This is a genomic window from Streptomyces sp. NTD107, assembly GCF_059510435.1.
Window position 1 is genome coordinate 83,906 of record NZ_JCAJZV010000008.1, and the last position, 25,490, is coordinate 109,395.

Below are 25,490 nucleotides of genomic sequence, written 5' to 3' on the forward strand. Positions count from 1 at the left end.
TGTGGACGCGATGCGTCCCGCGCATGGAAGGGGTGTGGTGCGGCCCGCCGTGCCGGTGCCGGTGGGATCGGCGTGGGTGTGGCCGGCGGTCGGCCGGGCGAGGAGCGCCCCGGCGGGCCACGGCACGACTATGGCAGTGGCACTGAGTGCCAACAACCCTGGCCGCGTGCCAAGTTCTGCGAATCTTCGACCACCCTTCGGCCAATGCCGCCAAGGCCGTTACGGGACTGGCCCGCCGTGCCATCCGCCGCGATACTGGCGAGTAGCTTCGAAGGGGGTCATCGATGACCAAGGTCTACGCCGGTGCGCGGCTGCGGCTGCTGCGACGCGAACGCGGCCTGACGCAGGCCGAGCTGGCGAGGGCACTGTCGATCTCGCCGAGCTACCTCAATCAGATGGAGCACGATTCACGACCGCTGACCGTTCCCGTACTGCTGCGGCTGAGCGAGGCGTTCGGGGTGGATCCCGGTTTCTTCTCCCAGCGGGAGAGCGCCCGGCTGCTGGTGGATCTGACGGAGACACTGGCCCAGGAGGTGCACGGGGGCCGGGTGAGCGCCGAGGAGCTGGCGCGGCTGGCGCAGGAACAGCCGGCGGTGGCCGCGCTGCTGGTCGAGTACGGGCGGCGCAACACCGCGCTCGCCGAGCGGCTGGCGGAGCACTCCGGCGGCGGGGCCGCGGCCGGGGCGCCGCAGCTGCCGCTCTCGCCGCACGAGGAGATCCGGGAGTTCTTCTACCGGCGGCAGAACTATCTGCACGAACTGGATGGGGCCGCAGAGGAGTTGGCGGGGAAGCTCGGGATCCGGCCGGGCGAGGCGCTGCCGGTGCTTGCGGCGCGTCTGGAGGAGCGGCACGGGGTGCGGCTGGCGGACGGCTGCGAGGTGCTGCACCGCTACGACCCGGCGCGCCGGGTGCTGCGGCTGTCGGGGCGGCTGCGGCCGGGGCAGCGGGCGTTCCGGATGGCCACGCAGGTGGCGCTGCTGGAGTACCCGAGGGAGCTGTCCGCGCTCGCCTCGCAGGATTTCGCGGCGGACACCGACGCGTGGGCGCTGGCCAGGATCGGGGTGGCGCACTATTTCGCGGCGGCGCTGCTGCTGCCGTACCGCATGTTCCACGGGGCGGCGGAGGAACTGCGGTACGACATCGAGCGGCTGACGGACCGATTCGGCCTGGGTTACGAGACGGTGTGCCACCGGTTGAGCACCTTGCAGCGCCCGCGCCGGCGCGGGGTGCCGTTCTCCTTCGTCCGGGTGGACCGGGCCGGGAACATGTCCAAGCGGCAGTCGGCCACCGGTTTTCACTTCTCGCGGGCGGGTGGCACCTGCCCGCTGTGGAATGTGTACGAGTCGTTCGCGGCGCCGGGCCGGATCCATGTGCAGATCGCGGCGATGCCGGACGGCCGGCGCTATCTGTGGACGGCCCGGACGGTGACCCGGCAGCAGGGCGGCTGGGGCGAGCCGGGCAAGACCTTCGCGATCGGCCTGGGCTGTGAACTGCGGCACGCGGGGCGGCTGGTGTACTCCGACGGTCTCGATCTGTCCCAGTCGGCGGCGGCCACCCCGGTGGGGATGGGCTGCCGGGTCTGTGAGCGGCTGGACTGCCCGCAGCGGGCGGTGCCGCCGCTGGGGCGGCGGCTGGCCTTCGACGAGCACAGCAGCACCTTTGTGCCGTATCCGGTGGCGGAAAAACCCGGCGCCTGACATTTCGATAAACATATATTCGAGTTTCGCTGATTTATCCGATGCCGCACTCTCAGGGAAATTAAAGAATCCCCTCAGTGGAATCAAAGAGTCCGGTGCCTAATGTTTTCCTCACTCCGCTCTCGACAGCTCCGGCCGAAATCCGGCCGGGTGGCACGTGATGAGGAAAGGGCACATGGTGTCGGCAAAAGTCTCCGGTACGAACATCGGAATTGTCAGCAGAAAGCGGGAAGCCCGGCCGGCTCCCGGCGAACCGGCCGTCTACCGGTCCGCTCCCCCGGCCCGGGCACGCACCCTGCTCGATGTACTGCGGGAGACCGTCACCCGATGGCCCGGCGCCATCGCCCTCGACGACGGAGACACCCCGCTCAGCTACCGCGAACTCGACCGGCGGGTGACCGAGGTGGCCACCCGGCTGCACCGGGCCGGGATCGGGGCCGGCGACCGGGTGGGGGTACGCATCCCCTCCGGCGGCGCCGACCTGTACGTGGGGCTGCTCGGCGTACTGGCCGCCGGCGCCGCCTACGTCCCCGTCGATGCCGAGGATCCCACCGAGCGGGCCGAACTGGTGTGGCGCGAGGCCGGGGTGTGCGCCGTACTCGGCCCCGGCGCCCGGCCCACCGCCGTACCCGGCACGGAACCGGCCGGCACCCCGCGCCCGCCCGAGCCCGCCGACGACGCCTGGATCATCTTCACCTCGGGCTCCACCGGAAAGCCCAAAGGGGTGGCGGTCACCCACCGTTCGGCCGCCGCGTTCGCCGACGCCGAGGCCGCGCTCTTCGTGCCCGATGCCCCGATCGGCCCCGGCGACCGGGTGCTCGCCGGGCTCTCGGTCGGCTTCGACGCCTCCTGCGAGGAGATGTGGCTGGCCTGGCGGCACGGCGCCACGCTGGTGCCCGCGCCGCGCGCCCTGGTCCGTACCGGCGCAGAACTCGGCCCCTGGCTCGCCGAGCGGCGCATCACCGTGGTCTCCACGGTGCCCACCCTGGCGGCCCTGTGGTCGGCGCAGCTGCTCGCCGGGGTACGGCTGCTGATCGTCGGCGGAGAACCCTGCCCACCGGAGGTGGTGCGGCGCTTCGCCCGCGACGGGCGCGAGGTGTGGAACACCTACGGCCCCACCGAAACCACCGTGGTGGCCTGCGCCGCCCGGCTGCGCGAGGGCGAGCCGGTACGCATCGGGCTGCCCCTGGACGGCTGGGAGCTGGCGGTGCTCGGCGCCGACGGAAAGCCGGTGCGCTGCGGGGAGAGCGGCGAACTGGTCATCGCGGGCGTGGGCCTGGGCCGCTATCTGGACCAGGACAAGGACGCGGAGCGGTTCGCCCCGCTGCCCGCGCTGGGCTGGCCGCGCGCCTACCGCAGCGGCGACCTGGTCCGGGCCACCCCCCAGGGACTGGAGTTCACCGGCCGGGCGGACGACCAGATCAAGATCGGCGGACGCCGGGTGGAACTCGGCGAACTCGACGCCGCGCTGCTCGCCCTGCCGCAGATCGCCGCCGCCACCACGATGGTGCGCCGCACCCCCGGCGGACTCGACGTCCTGGTCGGCTATCTGGTGCCGGCCGACGGCGACCCGGCGCACTTCGACCGCGCGGACGCGCTGCGCCGGCTGCGGGAAACGCTGCCCGCCGCGCTGGTCCCCCGGCTCGCCGTCCTGCCGCGCTTCCCCGTCAAGAGTTCGGGCAAGGTGGACCGCGCCGCGCTGCCCTGGCCGCTGCCCGCCGAGCCGGCCGGCACCACCGCGCCCGGGCCGGAGCACAGCGACCCGGTCACCCGCCGGCTGCTCGCGCTGTGGAGCGAACTGCTGGGCACCCGGGTGAGCCCCGGCGACGACTTCTTCGACCTGGGCGGCACCTCGCTGGCCGCCGCCCGGCTGATCTCCGCGCTGCGCGCGCACCACCCCCAGGTCTCCGTCGCCGACCTCTACCGGCACCCCACCCCCGCCGCGCTGCGCCTCGTCCTCACCGAAACCCCCGGCGCCCCGGAGCCCGGGGGCGAACCGGACCCGCCCCGTACCCCCCGCGCGGCGGGCTGGGTCCAGCTCGCCGCCCAGCCGCTGCTGCACACCATCGGCGGACTGCGCTGGCTGCTGGCCGTGGCGCTGGCCGGCAACATCCTGCTGGCCGCCGGATACCAGGGCTGGCTGCCCACCCTGTCGTGGTGGCTGCTGATCCCGGCGTACGCCCTGCTGTTCACCCTGCCCGGCAAGGTACTGCTCGCGGTCGCCGGGGTCCGGGCGCTGCGCGGTCGCCGGTTCGCCCCCGGTGAACTGCGGCGCGGCGGCGGCGCCCATCTGCGGCTGTGGGCGGCGGAGCGGCTGGTGGCCGCGCTGGGCATCGCCACCCTCACCGGAACCCCCATGGCCGGCTGGTACGCCCGGCTGCTGGGCTGCCGGGTGGGACGGCGGGTGGATCTGCGCACGCTGCCGCCGGTCACCGGCCTTGGCACCTTCGGCGACGGCTGCGCCGTGGAGCCCGAGGCGGATCTGGCGGGCTGGTGGCTGGACGGCGAGGTGGTACGGGTGGGGGCCGTCGCGGTGGGGGCCGGCGCCCGGGTGGGGGCCCGGGTCACCCTGCTGCCCGGCGCGGAGGTCGGCGCGGGCGCCGAAGTGCTGCCCGGCTCCAGCGTGGCGGGGCGGATCCCGGACGGCGAGTGCTGGGGCGGCTCCCCCGCCGCACGGCGGCCGGAGCAGTCCCGGTGGCCGAGCCGGGGCACGGACCGCTCGCGCGGCTGGGCGTTCGTCTACGCGCTGACCCCGGGGCTGCGGGCGCTGCTGCTGTGGGTGGCCTGGGTGCCCTCGCTGGTACTGGCGTACGCGGTGCCCGCCACCGGCGGGATCGCCGCGCTGGCGCTGCGGCTCCCCGTGCTGGTGGTGCTCGGCGTGCTGTGCCACGCCCTGTTCATCACCGGGGCGGTACGGCTCGCGGGCCGGGCGCTGCGGCCCGGCACGCACCGGGTGGACAGCGTGCCGGGCTGGGCGGCCTGGCTGGTGCACGACCTGATGGACGCCTCGCGGCGCACCCTGTTCCCGCTGTACGCCTCGCTGTTCACCCCGGTGTGGCTGCGGATGCAGGGGGCGCGGATCGGGCGCGGGGTGGAGGCGTCCACCGTGCTGGCGCTGCCACGGCTGCTGCGGGTGCGGGACGCGGCGTTCCTGGCCGACCAGGTGCTGGCCGCGCCGTACGAACTGCGCGGCGGCTGGCTGCGGCTGGGGGTGAGCCGGGTCGGCGAGCGGGCGTTCGTGGGCAACTCGGGTCTGGTGGGGCCCGGGCGGCGGGTGGCGGACGGGGCGCTGATCGGCGTGCTGACGGATGCTCCGGAGCGGGTGCCGGCCGGCTCGTCGTGGCTGGGCAATCCGGCGATGCGGCTGCGTCGGGTGGCCGAGCCGCACGAGGTGACGCGCACCTACGCTCCGCCGCCCGCGCTGCGGGTGGCGCGGGCGGCGGTGGAGCTGTGCCGGGCCGTGCCGTTGCTGCTGGCGGGGCTGCTGCGGCTCGGGGTGCTGGCGATGCTGCTGCTGGTGTGGAGCGTGGGGTCGCCGTGGCTGCTGCTGGTGGTGTGCGGACCGCTGCTGTGGGCGGCCGGGCTGGTGGCGGGGGCGGTGACGACGGCGGCCAAGTGGCTGTTGATGGGACGGTTCCGGCCGGGCCGGCATCCGTTGTGGAGCGCCTTCGTGTGGCGCAACGAGCTGTACGACTGCTTCGTGGAGGTGCTGGCGGTGCCGTGGCTGGTGCAGCCGGCGACCGGTACGCCGCTGCTGAACTGGTGGCTGCGCAGCCTGGGGGTGCGGGTGGGGCCCGGTGTGTGGTGCGAGTCGCACTGGCTGCCGGAGCCGGATCTGGTGCGGCTGGGCGCGGGGGCGAACGTGAACCGTGGCTGCGTGCTCCAGACGCATCTGTTCCACGACCGGGTGATGCGTCTCGATCCGGTGGCGGTCGGCGCGGGGGCCACGGTGGGGCCGCACAGCATCGCGCTGCCGGGCAGTGAGATCGGCGCTGGGGCCTCGGTGGGCGCCGCGTCGCTGGTGATGGCGGCCGAGCGGGTGCCGGGCGGCGGGCGCTGGCAGGGCAATCCGGTACGGCGCGAGGGCGCGGCGGTGCCGGTGGCCGGCTGAGGAGCGCCCCGCCGGGCCCCGGGCCGGCGGGCGAAGCGCGCGGGGGCATGGCACTTGCCGGACCGGATGGCGCGCCGCGCGGTGCGCCCGAACCGGTCCACCGGATGGCCGAGATGGTGTCGCACGGTGCGGCGGTGGGTGACCCGGGTGCCCTGGCTGCCCGGCGGGCCCGCGATGTCGCGGGCGCCGGGCGGTGACGGCGGCGACCCGGGGAACCCGGGCGGTGGAGTTCGCGCTCGCCCGTCGGCAGGGCCCCGGGGACCTCCTGCGGTACGGGGAGTTCCGTCACCTTTCCCGGGCGGAGGAATCCCCGTCCACGGGAGCGGCGTTACGGTTCGGGCAGGTTCCCGTGGCGGCGCGGGCACGGGGCCCGGCGAGCGGAATACTGCCGCGGGCGGGGCGGTCGGTTGGGCGTGGAGGCGAGCGGCGCGGTGGCCGTCGTGCCGGGCGGGCCGGCGGCGGCACCCGCACCCCGGTGGTGGCGGTGACGGTGGGGCTGTTGTCCCACGGTGCCCGGCCGGGCACCGTCGCGCTCAAGCGGCGCCACCGCCGAGGAGGAGCGCTGAAGCGGCCGGGGCCCGCTCAGTGCTCGGCGGCCGGGGCCGGGGCCGTGGCGGTCGCCGGCACCGGCACCGCTGCCGGGTCGGGGCGGGTGGGCAGCACCTCGGTGACGTAGTCCGCCGCCGTCGCGGTCATCCCCACATCGCGCTGGGCCCGCTCGGACAGCAGCAGCCGGTGCTCCAGCAGTTCGTGGTAGAGCTGCGCGGTGTCGATCTGGCCGCGCAGTTCCAGGGGGACGGCGCGCACCGCCGGGCGGAAGACGTCGCGCACCCAGCGGTGCGCCAGTACCTCGGGCCGCGCGCCCAGCGGATCGCCGGGGGCGTAGTCCTCCTGGCCGGCCATCCAGGTCTCCAGGTCGTTCAGCAGGCTGCGGGCCTGGTTCTCCTCGGCGTCCAGACCGGTCAGCCGCAGCAGCTGCCGCTGGTGGTGCCCGGCGTCCACCACCTTCGGCAGGAACGCCACCTTGTCGCCGTCGGGCGAGCGCTGGATCTGCATCTCGGCGACATCGAAGCCCAGCTCGTTCAGCCGGCGGATCCGGCGGTCGATGTAGTGCCGCTTGTCGCGCGGGTAGACGGAGGTACGGGTCAGCTCGTGCCACAGCTCCCCGTACCGCTCCACGATGGCCAGGCCGAACTCCACCGGGTCGACCGCCGGGTGCAGGCTGCCGCCCGCCTCCAGGTCCATCAGCTCCCCGGCGATGTTCACCTGGGCGACCTCGATGTCGTAGGCGCGCTGACCGTCGGTCAGCCGGGGCTGGATCTGCCCGGTCTCGGCGTCCACCAGATAGGCGGCGTAGGCGCCGGCGTCCCGCCGGAAGAGGGTGTTGGACAGCGAGCAGTCGCCCCAGGCGAAGCCGCTCAGATGCAGCCGCACCAGCAGCACCGCGAGCGCGTCCAGCAGCCGCTTGATGGTGTCGGGGCGCATCGTCGTCTCGAACATCGAGCGGTAGGGCAGTGAGCCCTTCAGCTGCCGGGTGATGAGCACCGGCTCCAGGGGTTCGCCGGCCGCGCCGGTGCGGCCGGTGACCACGGCGAGCGGGTCGACCGCCGGGACGGCGAGCCGGTCCAGGTCGCGCAGCAGGGCGTACTCGCGGACCGCCGCCCACTCCCCCACCTCCTTGACGGCGACGACCTCCTCGCCGGCCCGGGCGAACCGCACCACATGCCGGGAGATGCCGCGCGGCAGGGCCACCAGGTGCTTCTCCGGCCAGTGCTCCAGCGGGATGTCCCACGGCAGGTCGAGCAGGGTGGCCGGGTGCGAGGGGTCGGTGGCGGTGATCCGGAGGTCCATGGACCCAGTGTGCGGCAGTGGACCGGGCGCACGGCGCGCTGACCCCGCATCGTGGACACAGCCGGGGGAATGTGCGGTGGCCTGGTTGCATGGGGTTGGGAAAGAGAATCACGACCCCTACCGGCAGGGAGATGACCCGATGACGGGGCAGGCACAGATCGGTGTGACGGGACTCGCGGTGATGGGGCGCAATCTGGCGCGCAACCTCGCCCGGCACGGCCATACGGTGGCGGTGCACAATCGGACGGCGGCCAGAACCCGGGCGCTGGTGGCGGAGTTCGGCCACGAGGGTGACTTCGTGCCGGCCGAGTCGGCCGCCGACTTCGTCGCGGCGCTGGAGCGCCCGCGCAAGCTGGTGATCATGGTGAAGGCGGGCGAGGCCACCGACGCGGTGATCGACGAGTTCGCGCCGCTGCTCGAACCCGGCGATGTGATCGTGGACGGCGGGAACGCGCACTTCGCGGACACCCGGCGGCGCGAGGCGGCGCTGCGCGAGCGCGGGCTGCACTTCGTGGGCTGCGGCATCTCCGGCGGCGAGGAGGGCGCCCTGCACGGCCCGTCCATCATGCCGGGCGGCTCCGCCGAGTCCTACGAGACGCTGGGTCCGCTGCTGGAGTCGATCGCCGCCCGGGTGGACGGCGAGCCGTGCTGCACCCACATCGGCCCGGACGGGGCCGGACACTTCGTCAAGATGGTCCACAACGGCATCGAGTACGCCGACATGCAGCTGATCGCCGAGGCGTACGACCTGCTGCGCCGGGTGGCCGGCTACGAGCCCGGGCAGATCGCCGAGGTGTTCCGCACCTGGAACGCGGGGCGGCTCGACTCCTATCTGATCGAGATCACCGCCGAGGTGCTGGCGCACACCGACGCGGCAACCGGGCGGCCGTTCGTGGATGTGGTGGCCGACGCGGCGGAGCAGAAGGGCACCGGGCGGTGGACCGTACAGATCGCCCTGGATCTGGGGGTGCCGGTGTCCGGCATCGCGGAGGCGGTGTTCGCCCGTTCGCTGTCGGGGCACGGGGCGCTGCGCGAGGCGGCGCAGCGCCTGCCCGGGCCCAAGCGGCCCGAGCTGCACCCCGATGACGCGGCGCAGTTCGCCGACCATGTGGAGGCGGCGCTGTACGCGTCGAAGATCGTGGCGTACGCGCAGGGCTGGCATCAGATCACGGCGGGCAGCCAGGAGTACGGCTGGGAGATCGACCCGGGGGCGGTGGCGGCGATCTGGCGCGGCGGCTGCATCATCCGGGCCCGGTTCCTGGACGAGATCCGCGCGGCGTACGCGGGCGGCCGGCCGCCGGTGACGCTGCTGGCGGACGACACCTTCCGGGAGGCGCTGGAGCGGGCGCAGAACGCCTGGCGGCATGTGGTGGCCACGGCCGCGCAGCTGGGGGTGCCGGCGCCGGGGTTCTCGGCGGCGCTGGCGTACTACGACGCGCTGCGCGCCGAGCGGCTGCCGGCGGCGCTGGTGCAGGGCCAGCGGGACTTCTTCGGGGCGCACACCTATCGGCGCACCGACCGGGAGGGCTCGTTCCACACGCTGTGGGGCCAGGACCGCTCGGAGGTCGGGGCCTGACGGTTGCGGGGCGGGGCGGGCGGCCGGTGTGGTCGCCCGCCCCGCCCCGCCCCGCCGCGTACGGGTCAGGCGGCCCGGCGGTAGCTGCTGCCGTCGCGGGCGCGGGTGAGCAGGCCGGCTTCCACCAGATAGCGGCGCAGCGCGGGGGCGTCGTCGTGGACGGTGTGCAGCGCGGCGTTGATCTCCTGCTCCCGGTAGGAGCGGTCCGGTTCGAAAAGGGTGCCGGCGAGGTGGTGGAGCAGTTGTTCGCGGCGGGCGGCCTTGCGCGGGATGGCGATCAGCCGGCCGCGGGCGAACAGGGCCGTGACGTCATGGGCAGTCATGGCCGGAAGGGTGGCAGCGCCCCGCCGCGTCGGCAACCTGTTTTGCGCCCGCCCGCGCCGGCGGTGTACTGGGGGGATGCCGCAGGAGGACGCGCCGCAGTGGGTGCCGCCGATGCTGGCGGTGGAGGGTGAGCCGCCCACCGGTGGCTGGGGGTACGAGTTCAAGTGGGACGGCTACCGCTGCTGTCTGCGGATCGGGGCGGACGGGGCGGTGCGGGCCACCAGCCGGGCGGGCAACGACTTCACCGGCCGCTATCCGGAGCTGGCGGAGATCGACGCCGGGCCGGCCGTGCTGGACGGGGAGATCGTGTCGCTGGACACGGCGGGGCGGCCGGACTTCGGGTTGTTGCAGCGGCGGGCGCAGCCGCCGTACCCGCCGGTGATGTTCTTCGCCTTCGACGTGCTGTGGCACGGTGGGCACCTGCTGCTGGATCAGCCGTACGAGCGGCGGCGGGCGGTGCTGGAGTCGCTGGCTCCGCCGTCCGGGCCACGGCTGGCGGTGCCGCCGTACTATCGGGGGCCGGCGGCGCGCCCGGGCGAACTGCTGGAGGTGGCGCGGGCGAACGGCCTGGAGGGGCTGGTCGCCAAACGGCTCGACTCCCCGTACCGGCCGGGCCGCCGCTCCCGGCTGTGGGTGAAGAGGCCGCTGATCCGTACCCAGGAGGTGGTGGTCGGCGGCTGGGCACCGGGGGCCGGGGCGCGGGGCGGGTCGATCGGTTCGCTGCTGGTGGGCGCGTACGACGCGGGGGGCGGGTTGCGCTATCTGGGGCGGGTGGGCTCGGGGTTCACCCGGGGGATGCTGGCCGAACTGCTGGGGCTGCTGGAGCCGCTGGCCAGGGCGGGGTCGCCGTTCGCGGACCCGGTGCCCGCCGCACACGCGCGCCGGGTCCACTGGGTGGACCCGGCGCTGGTGGGTGAGGCCGCCTACCGGGCCTGGACCCGGGACGGGCGGCTGCGGCAGCCGTCGTGGCGCGGGCTGCGCCCGGACAAGGCACCGGGTGAGGTGACCGTGTCCTTGGGGCCCGGCTGACGGATCCCGCCCGGCCCTATCCGCCCCACGGGCCCCAGCCGCCGCTCACTCCTTGACGGAGCCGGCGTTGGCGCCGCGGATGAAGTAGCGCTGGAAGCAGAAGAACAGGATGGCCACCGGGATGGTGGACAGCGCCGCCGCCGCCAGCTTCAGGGGGTACTGTCCGCCGCCGCCCAGGCCGCCGGAGACCAGCCGGGCCAGGCCGGTGGTGAGGGTCTCGTACTGCCCCGACTGGGTGGAGATCAGGAAGTGGGTGAACTCGTTCCACGAGCCCTGGAAGGACAGGATGGTGACGGTGATCAGCGCCGGCCTGGACATCGGCAGGACCACCGACCAGAAGATCCGGAACACCCCGGCGCCATCGATCCGGGCGGCCTCCTCGACCTCCCTGGGGATGGATTCGAAGAACTGCTTCATGATGAAGATGCCCGCGCAGTCCACCAGCAGCGGGATGATCATGCCGGCGTAGGTGTCGAACATCCCGAAGGTGGACAGCACCAGGAACCGGGGGATCATCAGCACCACGCCGGGCACCGCCATCACCGCGATCAGCAGGACGAACAACAGCCGGCGGCCCGGGAACCTCAGCCGGGCCAGGGCGTAGCCCGCCATCGAGTCGAACAGCACCCGGCTGACCGTCACCACGATGGTGATGACGGCCGAGTTGCCCAGCCAGCGCAGGAACGGCACCGTCTCGTGGGATTCGCTGAGCCCGAACAGCCGCTGGTAGGCGGCGTTGGTCGGGGTGGTGGGCCACAGGGACAGCGGGTTGGCGGCGGCGTCCGGGTTGGTCTTGAAGCTGGTGACCACCTGGATGACGAACGGCATGACATACAGCGAGGCCAGGCCGATGACGAGGGTGTAGCCCAGCACCCGCCAGACGATGTGGGTACGTCCCAGTACCGGCCGTTCGGCGGTGGTACGGGGCCGGCGGGCGGCGCGGCGCGGCGGGCGGGACCTCTGCTCGGGTGCAGGTCCCGGTGCCGGTGCCACGGGCCCGGCCGGGGTGGTCGTGGTCATCGCTGCCTCCCTTGGCGCGGGGTGCGTTCGCGCAGCAGCCAGCGCTGGGCTCCGGTGAGCGCGAGGATGATCGCGAAGAGGATGAAGGCGATGGCCGCGCCCTGCCCGTAGTCGGCATTCTTGAAGGCCGACTGGTAGGACATGAACGCCGGGGTGAGGGTGGTGTTGCCGGGGGCGCCCTGGCCCATCACGTACACCATGTCGAAGACCTGCCAGCTGCCGATGAGGGCGAGCGTGAGCACCAGGAACAGTACCGGGCGCAGCGCGGGCAGGGTGACGTGGCGCAGCAGTTGGCGGCGGTTGACGCCGTCCAGGGCGGCGGCCTCCTCCAGTTCGCGGGGGATGTCCTGGAGCGCGGCCAGGAAGATCAGCATGAAGGTGCCGGAGGTGGTCCAGGTGGCGAGCAGGATCATCGTGGACATCGCCACCGAGGGTCCTGAAAGCCACTCGAACCAGGACAGGCCCATGAAGCCGTGGTCGGCGAGCAGCCCGGAGGGGTGGTCGGGGTCGACCAGGCCGAGGTTGCCGAGGGTCACCCACACCACGCCGCGTGGGTCGGCGAACCAGTTGGGGCCCTTGATGCCGATCCAGGAGAGCAGGCTGTTGATGGCGCCGCTGCCCTGGAAGAGGAAGAGAAAGATGGTGGAGACCGCGATGGAGCTGGTCACCGAGGGGAAGTAGAAGGTGGTGCGCAGCAGGGAACGGCCGCGCAGCATCCGCTGGTTGACGATCATGGCCAGGGTGAGGCCCAGGCCGGTGGAGAGCGGGACGAACAGCAGGACGTAGTAGGCGTTGTTGCGCAGCGAGGTGGCGAACAGCGTGCGGTCCAGGCCGTCCTGGGTGAGGAGATCGCGGTAGTTGTCCAGGCCGACGAAGGTGGCCTGCCCCCCGGTGAAGGGGTTCGACTGGCCGTTCCAGTCCAGCAGGCTCACCCACAGCGCCATCACGATGGGCAGCGCCAGAAAGAGCCCGAGGACCAGGACCGCGGGGCTGACGAACAGCCAGCCCCACGGACCCTGGCGACCGCGCAGTGCGGGCTTGTGCATCAGTTGCCCGCTCCCAGGGCCGCCTCACCGTAGCTCTGGAGATCCGCGAGGATCTTGGCCGGGTCAGCGGTCTTGAGGGCTTCGAGGTCGGTGTTGAACTGGGACAGGATGCGGTCGAAGCCGCCCACGGTCACGGGGCCCTGGACCCAGTCGCCGGTGGCGCCCCAGGCGTCGATGCCGGGGTGGGCGGCGAGGTGTTCGGCGGCGGCGGACTCGCGGGAGGGGACGGCGCCGAACGCTTCGCCCAGGGCGAGCTGCTGCTCGGGCTGGGTGAGGAACTCGACCAGTTCGACGGCGGCGTCGCGGTGCGCGCTCTTGGTGGCGACGCCCCAGCAGTTGGTGAAGGCGAGGGTGCCCTCGCCGGCCGGGCCCTGCGGGAGCGGCAGCACGGTGTAGTCGATGTCGGGGAAGTCGTTCTCCAGCGCGCCGGCCAGCCAGGAGCCCTCGATGGTCATGGCGGCGTCGCCCTTGCCGAACGCCTCGCCGGCCCAGCCGGCGTCGACGTCCTTGGCGAACTTCCAGCTGCCGTCCTTGAGCATGCCCTGGACGTATTCGAGCGCCTGGAGGTTCTCGGGGCTGTCGGCGGTCATCTCGCTCTGGGTGGGGTCGGTGATCCAGCCGCCGGCCTGCTTCATGAAGGCGCCGAGCCGCTGGTACTCGCTGCTGGTGACCAGGCCGGTGACCGATCCGCCGGTGAGTTCGGCGGCGACCCGCTCAAGGTCGTCCCAGTTCTGCGGGTAGTCGTCGGCGGTGAGTCCGGCGTCCGCCCACAGGTCGTTGTTGACGATCAGGCCGAGCGAGGAGGTGTCCTTGGGGACGCAGACCAGCTGGTCCTCGTAGGTGAAGGACTGGCGCAGCGAGGGAGAGAAGTCCTCGACGTCGCTGATCTGGTCGCCGTAGGGGTAGAGGGAGCCACCGGCGGCGTAGTTGGCGAACTGGTGGGTCTCGACGTAGAAGACGTCCGGCGGGTTGTTGCCGGCGAATGCCTGGCCGAGCTGCTGGTTGAGGTCCTGGGCGACCTGGACGTCGACCTTGTTACCGGAGGCCGCCTCGTAGGCGGCGGTGGCGGCCTTGACGGCGGCGGTCTCGGCGTCGCCGGAGGTGCCGATGAGGACGGTCAGCTCCTGCTTGCCGCCGGTCTTCTGCTCGGTGTCCCCGCCGCCGAAGCTGGAGGAGCAGCCGGCGGTGGCGAGCAGGGCTATGCCCGAGGTGAGGGCGATCCAGGTGGTGCGTCTTGTGGCCATGGGTCTCTCCGTTGAGGTTGCGGCTCGATCGTAGAAAACTTCAGATGAGTCGGATGAGTCAGGAAGTGTCGGATATGTCACAGGGGTGGTCGGGGCGGAGCGGTGGACTCGCGGATCACCAGTTCGGGCTGGAGCAGGATGTGCTCGGGCTCCCGGCCGGGGTCGGCGATCCGGGCCAGCAGCAGCCGGACGCACTCGGCGCCGACCTCGTCCATCGGCTGGGTCAGGGAGGTGAGCCCGGGTGCCACATGGGCGGCGGCCGGTGAGTCGTCGAAGCCGGTCACGGACACCTCCTCGCCCGGGGTGAGGCCGCGTTCGCGCAGCGCGCGGTAGCAGCCCAGCGCCAGGGTGTCGGAGACGGCGACGATCGCGGTGACGCCCGTGTCCAGCAGCCGCAGTGCGACGGTCCGGGCGGCGTCCACGTCGTCGATGCTCTCGGCGCGCAGCCCGCGCACCGGCAGCCGGTGCCGGCCCATCGCGGTCTTCCAGCCGGAGGCGCGGTCATCGCCGGCGCCGGAGCCGCGCGGCCAGCCGAGGAAGGCGATCTTGCGGTGTCCCAGCTCGGCCAGGTGGTCCACGGCCCGCTCCACGCCGGTGGTGCCGTCCACGTCCACCCAGTCGCCGATCTGCCGATCGGACCACATCCGCCCGAAGGCGGCGAAGGGGATGCCGTGCTTCTCCAGCCATGCCTGCCGGCGGTCACCGCGGGTGGTGTCACTGAGCACGAAGCCGTCGACGCTGTAGTCGTCCACCAGCTCCTGGTACGGGGTCAGCAGTCGGGAGCCGACCGGCACCGCGAACAGCAGAATCCGGTGGCCCGCCGCCTCGGCGGTCTGGGTCAGCGCGTGCAGGAAGCGGTCCATGACCGGCGTGGAGCGGTCCACCTCCACCGACTGCACGCCGTAGCCGATCAGCCGGCTGGAGCGGGTGCGCAGCGTCTGGGCGGCTCGGTGCGGGCGGTAGCCCATGGCGTCGATGGCCTGCCGTACCCGCTCCAGCGTCTCGGGCCGCAAGAGTTCGGGGGCGTTGATCGCGTTGGACACGGTCTGCGGGGATACCCCGGCCCGGCGGGCGACCATGGCGAGCGTCACACCTCCCGACTTGCCTGCCGTCCGGCTGGGCGTACGCGCCATCGCTGCCTCCTGAACACTGCTCCTGGTGGGATTGGAGCGATCCAGACGGATTGCCGCAGCGGTGAACTGCATCTACATTTCTTGGAACGCTCCAATGACTGAGAAGATTGGTATCCGCGCTGATGAGTGTCAAGTCCTCGGCGATAACGAACGAGCCGCAGGCCAACCCCGCCGCCCCGGCGGGCATGCAGCCTTTCCTGCACGACGCCTGCGTCACGCTGTACGCGCCGAGCTTCGCCGTCTCCCGCCCCGACGGGCAGCTGCGGCGCGGGGCGGACGGCTTCTACCACAGCGACCGCCGGGCGCTCTCCCGGCTTGAGGTGACCGTCGACGGGGTGCCGCTGGCGCCGGTCGGCGGCGGTCTGGAGGGCGCGGACACCGCGCGGTTCCGATCGGTGCTGCGCGGTGTGGCCCAGTCCATGGCCGACCCGGCGGTCACCCTGGAGCGGCTGCGCTCGCTGGCGCCCGGTGAGCTCACCGAGTCCTTCGAGATCGCCAATCACGGCTCCAAGTCGGCCCTGGTACGGGTGCTGATCGCCGCCGGCACCGACCTGGCCGCCATGGACCGGGTCAAGTCGGGCGAGGTGACCACCCCCGTACCGCCCCGGGTCGAGGGCCGCGCCCTGGTGTGGGAGGGGGATGCGCTGACCGTGACGCTGACCGCCGCGCCCGCGCCGGACGCGGTGAGCCCCGAGGGCGTGCTGCGCTACGAGGTGGCGCTGGCGCCCGGGGAGCGCTGGGACGCCGAGCTGGTGTGCATCGCCAAGGAGAGCACCCCGCCGCCGTTCTCCGCGCCGGCCCCGGGCACCGCACCGTGGCCGCGGCCCGAGGTGCGCAGCGCGGACCGGGCACTGGATTCCTGGCTGGGCCAGTCGCACCAGGATCTGCAACGGCTGCTGCTGAGCGATCCGCGGGCCCCCGAGGATGTGTTCGTGGCCGCCGGGGCCCCCTGGTTCGCCACCCTCTTCGGCCGGGACTCGCTGTGGGCGGCGCGGATGCTGCTGCCGCTGGGCACCGACCTGGCGGCCAGCACCCTGCGGGTGCTCGCCCGCCGGCAGGGCACGGCCACCGTGCCGCTGTCCCAGGAGCAGCCGGGCAAGATCCTGCACGAGGTGCGGCGCGAGGCGCTGACCATTCCCAAGGAGGGCGTGGTGCTGCCGCCGCTGTACTACGGCACGGTGGACGCCACCCCGCTGTGGGTGACCACGCTGCACGACGCGTGGCGCTGGGGTCTGGCCGAGGAGCAGGTGGCGGCGCTGCTGCCGCACGCCGAGTCGGCGCTGGCCTGGATGAGCGACCACGGCGACGCGGACGGCGACGGCTTCCTGGAGTACATCGACACCACCGGGCAGGGCCTTGCCAACCAGGGCTGGAAGGACTCCGGCGACTCGATCCGGTTCCGGGACGGCCGGCAGGCGACCGCACCGATCGCGCTGAGCGAGGTGCAGGGTTACGCGTACGAGGCGGCCATCGGCGGCGCCGCGCTGCTGCGGGCCTTCGGGCGGCCGGGCGCGGACCGCTGGGAGGAGTGGGCCGACCGGCTCAAGGTGCGGTTCCGGGAGCGGTTCTGGGTGTCGGACGCGCGCGGCGCGTACCCGGCGATCGCCCTGGACGGCGACAAGCGGCCGGTGGATTCGGTGACCTCGCAGTTCGGTCATCTGCTGGGCACCGGGCTGCTGGATCACGAGGAGAGCGCGCTGCTGGCGGCGCGGCTGGGCGGCGCGGATCTCGACTCCGGGTTCGGGCTGCGGACCTACAGCACCGAGATGGGCGGCTTCAACCCGCTGGGCTATCACGTGGGTTCGGTGTGGCCGCACGACACGGCGATCGCGGTGCACGGGCTGACCCGGGCCGGTTTCCCGGCACAGGCCACCTCGCTGGCGGCGGGTCTGGTGCGGGCGGCGGACGCGTTCGACGCGCGGCTGCCGGAACTGTTCGCGGGCTGGGGCAGTGAGGTGAGTGTCCGTCCGCTCCCCTACCCGGCGTCCTGCCGGCCGCAGGCGTGGGCGGCGGCCTCCTCCGTTCAGGTACTGGCCTCGGTGCTGGGGCTGACGGCGGATGTGCCCGGCGGCACACTCACGGTGGCGCCCCGGGTGGGTGAGGCGTTCCGGCCGCTGCGGGCGGCGGGGCTGCGGATCGCCGGTGAGCCGCTGGAGATCGCGGTGGCCGCCGACGGCACCACCGAGGTGCGCGGACCGCGGGGGATCGAGATCCGGCACGGCTGAGCGACGGCGTACACCGGGCCCCTACCGCGCGGTAGGGGCCCGGTGTGCGGTGTGCGTGCGGATCAGTGCGCGGTGTCGGTGTGCCACACCGTGTCGCCGGACGCGGTGCGGATGGAGACATCGCCGTCGCTGCCGATGACCAGGGCGGCGCCGGGGTGGCCTGCGGTACCCAGCCGCCACACGGAGTCGCCGGTGGGGCCGTTGAGCACCAGATCACCGTCCTGGGTGAAGGTGCCGCCGGCCACCGCCGGATTGGTGTTGTCCGAGGCCCACACCTGCCGCTCGTGCTCGTCGCGGATGACGAAGTTGCCGCTCTCCAGCCGGAAGCGGGCCTTGTAGGAGCTGATCACCTCCCCGCGGCGCAGCGCGATGTCGCCGTGCAGCACCTGGTCGTGGGGCGGGTCGCCGCCGATCGGTACCTGACCGTCCGCCAGTTCGCGCAGTGCGGTCAGTGAGGGGGTGAAGGCGTAGACGGCGCCCTCGGTGCGGACGAACCGCTGGAAGGTCAGCGGGCACACTCCGCCGTCGGGGCCGGCCGGGAAGGAGACGTCGGTGGGCTGGCCGATGAGCGGGTCGCGGCCCACCCGGTCACGGCGTTCGGGGAAGTTGTCGGCGTCCACCCAGTTGGACTGGACGAATTCGTACTGGGCGACGAGATCGGACTGGTAACAGATGAAGACCAGGCCGCGCGGGGCGTCGGCGCGCTGGGCGGGGGTGCCGTCCGGATCGTAGGGGCGGCCGTACGGGATGGAGCGGCGCATCAGCCGGCGGCCGTCCAGCATGCCCTTCTCCTCGACGACGGTGGGTGATTCGCGGCGGGGCAGCAGCCCGTCGCGTGGGTTGGTCTTGCGCAGATGCGAGAAGAGCGGGGTGGTACGGCCCTCCAGGTCGTCGGCGAAGCTGATGTCGTTGTCGATGTCGGCGCAGGGTGGGGTGGCCACGTCCCTCTCGGGGCATTTGGCGACGGGCGCGCCGGAGGGCCAGCGGCCCACCAGGCGGGAGGCGACCCACTCCTTGGTGGTCTCCTCGGGGACCGCGCCGGCCTCCTTGAGGGCGTCCAGATTGTGCTCGATCTGTCCCCACCACCCGGGCACGTCCTGGGCGAGACGGCGGACCACCTGGAAGGAGCCGTTGCGCATCCAGGCCGGCAGCCCGGCCGGGTAGCGGTGGTCGGGGCTCAGGCCGACGACGAACTCGCCGGGGGTGATCAGCCGGGTGCCGGGTTTGGTGCGGTGGTAGTCGGGGCGCTCGGGGTCCTCCTCGTCGAAGTCCCGTACGCCGGGCTGGCTGATGCCGTCCCTGAAGCCGAAGTGCTCGTGCCCGTAGCGCTGTTCCTTGAGGGTGTTGCCCTCCTGTTCGTGGACGACGGCCACGTGCTGGGCGGCCATCCAGGCGCGCTCCTCCTCCAGGGCGGCCCGCAGGTCGCGGTGCCGGTCGGCGGCGAGGGTGAGCACCACGTGGATGGGGTGCTGGTCCTCGGCGCCGAACAGCCACCGGCCGGGGTCGCTGTCGCCGGTGTCGCCGGTGATCTCCTTGCGCCGGGCGGGACCCTGGGCGAACGCCTGCTGGGTGGTGCCCTCGGGGATGTCGGTGAGCGGGGTGCCGCCGAGGAGTTCGGTGAGGCCGTCGTAGGTGAAGGCGACGCCGCGCCACACGGCGGTGAGGTCGGCCGGGTCCTCGCCCGCCGCGTACCGGCGGGCCCGGCTGAAGGCGGAGTTGAACGCGGCGACGTCCTTGGTGGTGGCGATCCGCCGGGTGAGCTTGCGCAGCCAGATCCTGGCACGGTGCCGGTCCTTGAACTTCGCGAAGACCAACTGGACATGGTCCTTCTTGAAGCCGGCGAGCACATCGCCCTGGATGTCGGCGGACAGCCGCAGCGGCAGCTGGGGTTCGTCGGAGGTGTGCTGCTCGGGGATGCCGCCGGCCGTGTCGGTCGTGCCGGCCGTGCCGGGGGTACTGCTGGGGCGGGTGGACGAGTGGACCATCGGCTCTCCGGGGATGGACGGGTCCGACGCATCGGAGTGGGTTCCTGGTGTGCGCCAGCGAACCTATCCACCGGGTGCTGCCCATGAGTGGTTTTGCGGGCTGTGTCCACTCGTCCGTGGGAATGACGCGTCAGACGGCCCCGGTGAGGGTGGCCACCACGGCCGGGTACCAGCGGTCGGCGATCTTACGGGTACCGGAGTCGTTGGGGTGGACGCCGTCGGTGGTGTCGGTGGCGGTGGAGAAGCCGGTCCACTGGTCGACGACGGTGATCGGGGAGGCGGCGGTGGACAGGCCGGCGGCCCAGGCGGGGATGGCGTTGTTCAGGTCGACGACGCCGGGGCCGCAGTAGGCGCAGCCGCTGGGGTTCATCGGCAGGATCTGGGCGACCAGGATCCGCATACGGGGGTTGGAGGCGCGCATCTGGCCGATGAGTTTGGTGTAGGCGGCGAGGATGGTGGCGGTGGGCCGGGCGCTCCAGACGTCGTTGGTACCCAGGTGCATGAGGACGACGTCGGGGGTAGTGGCGGCGAGCCAGCCGGGCAGCAGGTTCTGGTCGGCGATGCCGGTGGCGAGAAAGCCGCCGTGGCCCTCGTGTTCGCCGTCGTGGGGGAAGCCGCAGCCCTGGGGTGCCTGGGTGCCGACGAAGTCGATGTCGGTGTGGCCGGCGTTGGTCAGGTCCCGCCACAGCAGGGCGCGCCAGCAGCCGGGGGAACCGGTGATGGAGTCGCCCAGCGGCATGATCCGGGTGGCGGCGGCGGTGGGGGCGGGCTCGGGGGCCGTCGTGGCCCGGGCGGGGCCGGCGTGGGCGAGGGTGAGGCCCAGCAGGGCGAGGGCGACGGCGAGGATCAGCGCGTACCGGGGTGCGGTGCGGGCGGTGTGGGGGTACATGCGGGCGGCTCCCGTGGGTCGGGTCGGCCGGGCAGGCGGCGGTGCCGCGGGTCCCGGTGCAGCCCCCACCGTTGGACCTTCCCATGGTGCCCGAGGAAGCGGGGTGGGGGAAGACGGCGCGGTGTTCACAGGGTGAGGGTGGTGGTGGCGCCGTCGGGCCAGCGGGCGGTGACGGTCCGTTCGCCGGTGTCGGCGTCAGCGTCGGCGTCGGGCTGGGTGAGGGTGGGTGGGGTGGGGGGTGCGGTGTCGGGGCCGGGGTTGCCGAGGTAGAGGGCGACGGCGTGCAGATGGCCGTACGGCAGGGGCGCGGCGGTGAGGTGCGGGGTGGCGCTGTGCGGGCCGAAGGCGTTGGTGTGGCGGTCGCGGTGCAGGGCGGGGGTGCCGTCTGCGGGGCGCAGGGCGAACAGTGCACTGGTCAGGCCGTCGGGGCGGCGGACGAGGGCGTGGTGGGCGGTGGTGTGGCCGGCCGGGGGTGCGGCGGCGGCGAGGGCGTGGCCGCCGATGCGCAGCCGCAGCGGGGGCCCGTCGCCGGGGTCCTCGGGGGTGATCCGTACCAGCCGGATCTCCCAGGGGCCGCGCAGCAGGGCGGCGGTGGTGATCCAGGGGCCGGCCGGCCAGTGGTCGCGGTCGGCGGCCTGTGGGGTGCCGTCGGCGGGCGGTGGCCAGTGGGCGCGGTGCCGGGAGATGCCGATGCCCTCGGACAGGGCCACGCGTTCGAAGGGGGTGCGCTGGGAGGGGGTGCCGTCCTCGGTGAGCAGGGCGACGTGGGCGTCGTGCAGTTGGTCGAGGTCGGCGCGGTGGTGGTGCCGGGCGTCGCCGTCGCGGGTGTGCGCCTGGGGGTCCGGATGCGATGCGGTGGCCGGCGCGCGGTGCGGGGCGAGTTCGGGTGCGGTGTGGGTGGTGTAGCCGTACCGGGCGTAGAACGGGTCGTCCCGGGCGGGCCGGTCGGGCGGGGTGTGGTCGGTGCCGTGGTTGGCGACGCGGACGATGCCGTCCACGCGGGTGCCGGAGGCGATCCAGCCGGGGGCGGTGAGGGTGCGGACGAAGTCGCCGCGTTCGACGGGCAGCGGCTCTTCGGCGGCGGTCCACAGCGGGTGGTCGGCGGGCAGCAGCAGGGTGGCAAAGGCCTTGGACGCCCAGTAGGGCGAGGCGGGCCCGGAGTAGTGCTGCCGGATCCGCGGGAAGGGGTGGTGCCAGCCGAGGCTGAGCAGGCCGTTCGGCGTGGTGGCGCCGTGCTCCAGGAAGTGCCGCACCATGCCGGAGGCGGCCCGCCGGGCGAGTCCTGGGTGGAGCGCGGGAACGTTGAAGAGGGCGCCGGCCGCGAAGGGCGCGGCGGCGGCGAACCGGTAGGTGAGGGAGCGGCCCTGGAGGAGCGGGGAGCCGTTGGCGGCGAGCAGATGGGCGGCGTCGTCGAGGAAGGCGGCCAGCCGGTGCCGGTAGCGGTCGGTGCGGTCGGGGTCGGCGTGACCGGCGGCGATGCGGGAGTACCACAGCGGGTACAGGTGCATGGCCCAGCCGTTGTAGTGGTCGTAGTTGCGCAGGTGTCCCGGGGCGCGGGTGCCGTCGCTGTACCAGCCGCCGCCGGCGTACCACTGCTCGGTGACGTCGATGGCGTGGTCGATGTCGCCGGGGGCGTGCGGGGCGCCGGCCGAGCGCAGGAAGGCGCTGACGACCGCGCGGAACCAGACCCAGTTGTTGGGGGGTACGGCGGCGCCGCACACCTCGTACAGCCAGTCGACGGCGTGTTCGCGTACCGGGGCGGGCAGCCGGTCCCACAGCAGGGGGCGGGTCTCGTGCAGGGCGATGGCGAGGGAGGCGGCCTCGACGCGGGCCTGCGGCAGTTCGGCGGGGCGCGGCCAGCGGTGCGGGGAGGTGGGGTCGGTGCCGGTGGCCAGGCCCTGGGCGTACGGGGCGAGGGTGCGTTCGGCCAGCCGTGGGTCGGTGGTGCCGGCGGCGCGGAAGGCGGCGAGCAGGAAGGTGCGGGCGAAGCCTTCGAGGCCGTCGCTGTGGGGTCCTGATCCGCTGGGCGGTCCGGGCAGGTTGATGAGGGAGTCGCCGGGGCCGGCGTGCGGGCGGACGGCGGCGAGCAGGGTGTCGGCGGTGTGTTCCCAGTGGGCCCGGGTCCAGCCGGTGTACGGGGAGCGGGTGAAGTCGGGTGCGGGGGCCGGGGTGGGGGTGGGGGTGGGGGTGGTCACTTGAGGCTCCCTTCGGCCATGCCGGCGCGCCAGCGGCGCTGGAGGGGGATGAACAGGGCGAGCAGCGGGAGGGTGGCGACGGCGGAGCCGACGACGACCATGCGGGTGTAGTCGGGGTTCTGGCCGACGGCGGAGTTCCAGGTGAACAGGCCCTGGCCGAGGGTGAAGAGGTCGTTGTCGGTGATCATCACCAGCGGGAGGAAGAAGTTGTTCCAGATGCCGATGAACTGGATGAGGAAGATGGTGAGCGCGCCGGGGGCCATCAGGCGCAGGCCGACCTGGAAGAAGGTGCGGATCTCGCCGGCGCCGTCGAGGCGGGCGGCTTCCAGGAGTTCGCCGGGTATCGCGCCCGAGGAGTAGGCGCGGGCGAGGTAGACGCCGAAGGGGTTGACCATGACGGGGATGAGGACCGACCACATGGTATCGGTGAGCTGGAAGTTCGACATCATCAGATAGAGCGGTACGACGATGGCGGTGTTGGGGATGAGGACGCCGGCGATGACCAGGGCGTACCACTTCTCCTTGGCGCGGAAGTCGAACTTGTCGAAGGCGTAGCCGGCGGCGACCGACAGCAGGGTGGCCGCGGCGGCACCGCCGAGTGCGTAGATCGCGGTGTTGAGGATCCAGCGGGCGAAGATGCCGTCGTCCTGGCGGAAGAGGTCGGCGATGTTGTCCAGGACGTGGAAGCCTGCGGAGGGGGAGAAACCGTTGGAGCCGTACAGCTCGGGGAGGGTCTTGGTGACGCCGAACAGCAGCCAGATCAGCGGCATCAGGGTGTAGAGCGCGGCGATGGCGACCAGGGTGGTGGCGGTGGCGCGGCCCGTCCAGCGGCTGCCGGTGGTGCGGGGCGTGGTCATGACGCGCTCCTGCGGTGGGCGAGTTTGGTGACGGTGAAGGAGAGCAGGCCGGCGAGCACGGCGATCAGGACGGAGACGGTGGCCGCGTAGTGGTAGTCGTTGGAGTTGAACGCGGCGGCGTAGGCCAGCATGTTGGGGGTCCAGGTGCTGGTGACGGTGCTGTTGCCGGCGCTCTGCACGATCTGTGGCTCGGTGAAGAGCTGGAGCGAGCCGATGATGGTGAAGAGGGTGACGACGAACAGGGCGGCCCGGATCTGCGGGAGTTTGACGCTGATGGCGGTGCGGATCTCGCCGGCGCCGTCGATGTGGGCGGCTTCCACGGTGGAGCGGGGGACGGCGCGCAGGGCGACGTAGATCAGGACCACGTTGAAGCCGAGTGACTGCCACACGGCGATGTTGACCAGCGACAGCATCACGGTGTTGCCGCCGAGGAGGTCGACGTCGGCGCCGAAGGTTTCCAGGGCGTCGATGATGGGGCTGAGCCCCGGGGTGTAGAGGTAGACCCACACGATGGCGGCGATGAGTCCGGGCACGATGTGCGGCAGGAACAGCACGGTGTGGAAGAAGCGGCGGGCGGCGGTGAGGGCGCTGTCCAGCAGCAGTGCGAGGGCGGCGGCCAGGGCGATCACGAGGGGGACGTAGATCAGGCCGTAGAGCAGCACCCGGCCGGTGCCGGTGAGGAAGGTGGTGTCGGTGAGGGCGCGGGTGTAGTTGTCCAGGCCGGCGAAGACCCGTTGCGGGCCGTCCCAGCCGATGCCGGTGAACTTCTCCCGGTAGAGGCTGAGGCCGAGCGCGTACAGCATCGGCGCGATGTAGGTGAGGGTGAAGAGCGCGAAGAACGGGCCGAGCAGCCACAGGACGGGGCCGGGGCGGCGGCTGCGGGTGGCGGCCCGGTTCCGGGCGGGCGGGGCGGTGGTGGCCATGGCGGTCCCTGGGAGGGTGGGGTTCGGGGCGGTCATCGCGGGAGGGTGAAGCCGCGCTGGCGGAGCTGGCCGATGGTGGCGTCCTGCCAGCGGGCCAGGGCGGTGCGGATGCCTTCGGGGCGGCCGATCCACACGGTCGCCTCGTCGACGAGCCGGGCGAAGCCGTCGGTCATGTCGGGGCCCCATTCCCAGGCCGGGTCGACGGTGGCGGCGGCGGCTTCGGCGGCGGCCGGCAGATTCATGCCCGCGACATAGGGGTTGGCCCGCTCGATGGCGGTGCCCCAGTGTTCGGTGAGGGTGGTGTTGGCCGGATAGGAGGTGTTGACCTGGGCGACGGCCTCCACGGCCTCGGGGGAGGTGGAGACCCAGCGGATGAATTCCAGGGCCTCCTCGGGGTGGGCGGCGCCGCGCGGCAGGGCGAGGGAGGAGCCGCCGTAGTTGCCGCTGGCCGGGCCCTCGGGCCAGGCGGGGAGCGGGGCGGCGCCCCATCGGCCGGCCAGGTCGGGGGCGAAGCGCTGGATGTTGGCGGCGGTCCAGGGTGCGGCGAGCACGGCGAGTGAGGTGCCCTGCTGGAGCTGGGTGACGTGCTGTTCGGCGAAGGTGGGCCGGGCGGTGACGAGTCCGTCGGCGATGAGGGATTCCCAGTAGCCGGCGAAGCGGCGGCTGGCCTCGTCGGTGGCGTCGACCTGCCAGTGCCCGGTGCCGGAGTCGAACCAGCGGGCGCCGGACTGCCAGGCGAGGCCGGCCAGCAGGGCGGCGTCGTTGGTACCGAAGTTGGTGAGGGTGACGCCGGGGTGTTCGGCGGCCACGGTCTCGGCGGTGGCGCGGAATTCGTCCCAGGTGGCGGGCGGGGTGAGTCCGTACTCGGCGAACAGGTCGGTGCGGTAGAACATCACGGTGGGGCCGATGTTCATGGGGAGGCCGTAGACGTGGCCGCCCAGGGCCACCTGCTGCCAGGCCCAGGCGGGATATTGGCTCTCCAGTTCGCCGATGCCGAAGGGGTCCAGCGGCTGGAGGACCTGCTGGGTGACGAAGCCGGGCAGCTGCGGGTATTCGACGGCCACCACGTCCGGGGCCTTGCCGGCCTTGACGGCGTTGAACATCTTCGAGTAGCCGCCGGCGGTGCCGGCCGGCACCTTCTCGAAGGTGACCTTGATGTCGTCGTGGGTGGCGTTGAACCGGTCGGCCAGTTCCTGGGATCCGGAGGTCCACGACCAGTAGGTGAGGGTGACGGGCCGGTCCCCGGTGGAGCCGGGGAGTGCGCAGGAGGCGAGCAGCAGCGCCGCCACCAGGAGCGGAACGAGGCGTGGGGCACGACGACTTCGGCGTTGGGACACGGCGGCGGCTCCTTGGGTGACGTGTGCCACTGCACCCTGGACCAGAAG

General features: G+C 73.0%; 17 protein-coding genes. 5 read left to right on the forward strand and 12 right to left on the reverse strand.

Features of this window, described 5'->3' with window-relative positions:
• Positions 1-284: 284 nt before the first annotated feature.
• Entirely contained in the window at positions 285-1,697 is a 1,413-nt protein-coding gene (locus AC5WRL_RS17955; protein WP_496089580.1) for a short-chain fatty acyl-CoA regulator family protein, read from the forward strand.
• Positions 1,698-1,872: 175 nt separating this feature from the next.
• On the forward strand, positions 1,873-5,808 hold the full coding sequence (locus AC5WRL_RS17960) for a Pls/PosA family non-ribosomal peptide synthetase (protein ID WP_496089581.1): 3,936 nt from the start codon (positions 1,873-1,875) through the stop codon (positions 5,806-5,808).
• A gap of 582 nt (positions 5,809-6,390) precedes the next feature.
• Here AC5WRL_RS17960 and AC5WRL_RS17965 read toward each other — a convergent pair.
• Positions 6,391-7,659 (reverse strand): DUF4032 domain-containing protein, encoded by a 1,269-nt coding sequence (locus AC5WRL_RS17965; protein ID WP_496089582.1) that lies wholly within the window; start codon positions 7,657-7,659, stop codon positions 6,391-6,393.
• 139 nt (positions 7,660-7,798) lie between these two features.
• Here AC5WRL_RS17965 and gnd point away from each other — a divergent pair, with 139 nt between their 5' ends.
• Complete coding sequence (gnd, locus tag AC5WRL_RS17970; protein WP_496089583.1) at positions 7,799-9,235, forward strand: NADP-dependent phosphogluconate dehydrogenase; 1,437 nt, start codon at positions 7,799-7,801, stop codon at positions 9,233-9,235.
• A gap of 65 nt (positions 9,236-9,300) precedes the next feature.
• Here the strand turns inward: gnd and AC5WRL_RS17975 are convergent, their stop codons facing one another.
• Complete coding sequence (locus AC5WRL_RS17975; RefSeq protein WP_496089584.1) at positions 9,301-9,558, reverse strand: DUF2087 domain-containing protein; 258 nt, start codon at positions 9,556-9,558, stop codon at positions 9,301-9,303.
• A 76-nt stretch (positions 9,559-9,634) separates the two neighbouring features.
• Here AC5WRL_RS17975 and ligD point away from each other — a divergent pair, with 76 nt between their 5' ends.
• A complete protein-coding gene (gene ligD / locus AC5WRL_RS17980; protein WP_496089585.1) occupies positions 9,635-10,588 on the forward strand; it encodes a non-homologous end-joining DNA ligase in 954 nt (317 codons plus the stop codon).
• 45 nt (positions 10,589-10,633) lie between these two features.
• Here ligD and AC5WRL_RS17985 read toward each other — a convergent pair whose 3' ends face one another.
• The 4 genes from AC5WRL_RS17985 to AC5WRL_RS18000 all read right to left on the reverse strand — a co-directional run bounded on the left by AC5WRL_RS17985 (position 10,634) and on the right by AC5WRL_RS18000 (position 15,031).
• Complete coding sequence (locus AC5WRL_RS17985; protein WP_496089586.1) at positions 10,634-11,608, reverse strand: carbohydrate ABC transporter permease; 975 nt, start codon at positions 11,606-11,608, stop codon at positions 10,634-10,636.
• Complete coding sequence (locus AC5WRL_RS17990) at positions 11,605-12,654, reverse strand: carbohydrate ABC transporter permease (protein ID WP_496089587.1); 1,050 nt, start codon at positions 12,652-12,654, stop codon at positions 11,605-11,607. The genes AC5WRL_RS17985 and AC5WRL_RS17990 overlap by 4 nt, the downstream gene beginning before the upstream one ends.
• Positions 12,654-13,898, reverse strand: coding sequence for a sugar ABC transporter substrate-binding protein (locus AC5WRL_RS17995; RefSeq protein WP_496089588.1), 1,245 nt, complete (start codon positions 13,896-13,898; stop codon positions 12,654-12,656). Before AC5WRL_RS17995 ends, AC5WRL_RS17990 begins: the two co-directional genes overlap by 1 nt.
• 77 nt (positions 13,899-13,975) lie before the next feature.
• The gene (locus AC5WRL_RS18000) at positions 13,976-15,031 is read right to left on the reverse strand and encodes a LacI family DNA-binding transcriptional regulator (RefSeq protein WP_496089589.1); all 1,056 of its coding nucleotides are present in this window, start codon (positions 15,029-15,031) and stop codon (positions 13,976-13,978) included.
• A gap of 122 nt (positions 15,032-15,153) precedes the next feature.
• On the opposite strand from AC5WRL_RS18000, the gene AC5WRL_RS18005 reads away from it, so the two are divergent.
• Positions 15,154-17,256: an amylo-alpha-1,6-glucosidase gene (locus AC5WRL_RS18005; protein ID WP_496089590.1), complete on the forward strand. Its 2,103-nt coding sequence runs from the start codon at positions 15,154-15,156 to the stop codon at positions 17,254-17,256.
• Positions 17,257-17,318: 62 nt separating this feature from the next.
• Here AC5WRL_RS18005 and AC5WRL_RS18010 read toward each other — a convergent pair whose 3' ends face one another.
• The 6 genes from AC5WRL_RS18010 to AC5WRL_RS18035 all read right to left on the reverse strand — a co-directional run bounded on the left by AC5WRL_RS18010 (position 17,319) and on the right by AC5WRL_RS18035 (position 25,442).
• The gene (locus AC5WRL_RS18010; RefSeq protein ID WP_496089591.1) at positions 17,319-19,241 is read right to left on the reverse strand and encodes a Dyp-type peroxidase; all 1,923 of its coding nucleotides are present in this window, start codon (positions 19,239-19,241) and stop codon (positions 17,319-17,321) included.
• A 130-nt stretch (positions 19,242-19,371) separates the two neighbouring features.
• Positions 19,372-20,130 carry an SGNH/GDSL hydrolase family protein gene (locus AC5WRL_RS18015; RefSeq protein WP_496089592.1) on the reverse strand — a complete coding sequence of 253 codons (759 nt, stop codon included), beginning with the start codon at positions 20,128-20,130 and terminating at the stop codon, positions 19,372-19,374.
• Positions 20,131-20,255: 125 nt separating this feature from the next.
• Positions 20,256-22,325, reverse strand: a complete 2,070-nt coding sequence (locus AC5WRL_RS18020; protein ID WP_496089593.1) for a DUF2264 domain-containing protein — start codon at positions 22,323-22,325, stop codon at positions 20,256-20,258.
• Positions 22,322-23,182, reverse strand: a complete 861-nt coding sequence (locus AC5WRL_RS18025) for a carbohydrate ABC transporter permease (RefSeq protein ID WP_496089594.1) — start codon at positions 23,180-23,182, stop codon at positions 22,322-22,324. The genes AC5WRL_RS18020 and AC5WRL_RS18025 overlap by 4 nt, the downstream gene beginning before the upstream one ends.
• A complete protein-coding gene (locus tag AC5WRL_RS18030; RefSeq protein ID WP_496089595.1) occupies positions 23,179-24,141 on the reverse strand; it encodes a carbohydrate ABC transporter permease in 963 nt (320 codons plus the stop codon). Before AC5WRL_RS18030 ends, AC5WRL_RS18025 begins: the two co-directional genes overlap by 4 nt.
• Positions 24,138-25,442 carry an ABC transporter substrate-binding protein gene (locus tag AC5WRL_RS18035; protein ID WP_496089596.1) on the reverse strand — a complete coding sequence of 435 codons (1,305 nt, stop codon included), beginning with the start codon at positions 25,440-25,442 and terminating at the stop codon, positions 24,138-24,140. The genes AC5WRL_RS18030 and AC5WRL_RS18035 overlap by 4 nt, the downstream gene beginning before the upstream one ends.
• Positions 25,443-25,490: the final 48 nt, after the last annotated feature.

Coding starts and splice junctions, on each gene's coding strand:
- AC5WRL_RS17955 (WP_496089580.1), top strand. CDS start 285: ATGACCAAGGTCTACGCCGGTGCGCGGCTGCGGCTGCTGCGACGCGAA.
- AC5WRL_RS17960 (WP_496089581.1), top strand. CDS start 1,873: ATGGTGTCGGCAAAAGTCTCCGGTACGAACATCGGAATTGTCAGCAGA.
- AC5WRL_RS17965 (WP_496089582.1), bottom strand. CDS start 7,659: ATGGACCTCCGGATCACCGCCACCGACCCCTCGCACCCGGCCACCCTG.
- gnd (WP_496089583.1), top strand. CDS start 7,799: ATGACGGGGCAGGCACAGATCGGTGTGACGGGACTCGCGGTGATGGGG.
- AC5WRL_RS17975 (WP_496089584.1), bottom strand. CDS start 9,558: ATGACTGCCCATGACGTCACGGCCCTGTTCGCCCGCGGCCGGCTGATC.
- ligD (WP_496089585.1), top strand. CDS start 9,635: ATGCCGCAGGAGGACGCGCCGCAGTGGGTGCCGCCGATGCTGGCGGTG.
- AC5WRL_RS17985 (WP_496089586.1), bottom strand. CDS start 11,608: ATGACCACGACCACCCCGGCCGGGCCCGTGGCACCGGCACCGGGACCT.
- AC5WRL_RS17990 (WP_496089587.1), bottom strand. CDS start 12,654: ATGCACAAGCCCGCACTGCGCGGTCGCCAGGGTCCGTGGGGCTGGCTG.
- AC5WRL_RS17995 (WP_496089588.1), bottom strand. CDS start 13,898: ATGGCCACAAGACGCACCACCTGGATCGCCCTCACCTCGGGCATAGCC.
- AC5WRL_RS18000 (WP_496089589.1), bottom strand. CDS start 15,031: ATGGCGCGTACGCCCAGCCGGACGGCAGGCAAGTCGGGAGGTGTGACG.
- AC5WRL_RS18005 (WP_496089590.1), top strand. CDS start 15,154: ATGAGTGTCAAGTCCTCGGCGATAACGAACGAGCCGCAGGCCAACCCC.
- AC5WRL_RS18010 (WP_496089591.1), bottom strand. CDS start 19,241: ATGGTCCACTCGTCCACCCGCCCCAGCAGTACCCCCGGCACGGCCGGC.
- AC5WRL_RS18015 (WP_496089592.1), bottom strand. CDS start 20,130: ATGTACCCCCACACCGCCCGCACCGCACCCCGGTACGCGCTGATCCTC.
- AC5WRL_RS18025 (WP_496089594.1), bottom strand. CDS start 23,182: ATGACCACGCCCCGCACCACCGGCAGCCGCTGGACGGGCCGCGCCACC.
- AC5WRL_RS18030 (WP_496089595.1), bottom strand. CDS start 24,141: ATGACCGCCCCGAACCCCACCCTCCCAGGGACCGCCATGGCCACCACC.